This window comes from Myxococcus sp. CA051A, assembly GCF_013336705.1.
Classification (GTDB): Bacteria; Myxococcota; Myxococcia; order Myxococcales; family Myxococcaceae; genus Myxococcus; species Myxococcus llanfairpwllgwyngyllgogerychwyrndrobwllllantysiliogogogochensis.
The window spans coordinates 1-424 of record NZ_JABUMS010000086.1 but is presented as its reverse complement, the minus strand read 5'-3'; the positions used below and the strand labels follow the sequence as shown (position 1 = coordinate 424).

1 protein-coding gene is annotated in these 424 nt (G+C 63.2%); it reads left to right on the top strand.

Features of this window, described 5'->3' with window-relative positions; genetic code table 11:
• Positions 1-424 (top strand): calcium-binding protein (locus HUA74_RS45030; protein ID WP_371817416.1); only part of this gene is annotated, 424 nt, incomplete at both ends.

Below are 424 nucleotides of genomic sequence, written 5' to 3'. Positions count from 1 at the left end.
CGGCGGCCAATAAGGGCGATGCGCAGGGCGACGTGTACATCTCGATCGAGGGCCTCGGCGGCTCGGCCTATGCCGACACGCTGACCGGCACTGGCGGCTACAACGAGCTGTTCGGCAATGCCGGCAACGACGACCTGTTTGGTCTCGACAGCGGTGACTCGCTGTTTGGCGGCGCCGGCCACGATCTTCTTGTCGGCGGCAATGGCAGCGATTGGCTCACCGGCGGTACGGCTTCGGACCTTTTCCGGTTCGACAGTGCCCTGGGAGCCGGCAACGTCGACATCATCAATGACTTCTCGGTGGCTGATGGCGATCGGCTGCAGCTGACCCGCAACGTGTTCACGGCCTTTTACAATGAAGGCACGGTCAGTGCGGCGGCTTTCACCAACGGTACCGTGGCGACGACATCGGCGCATCGGTTGAT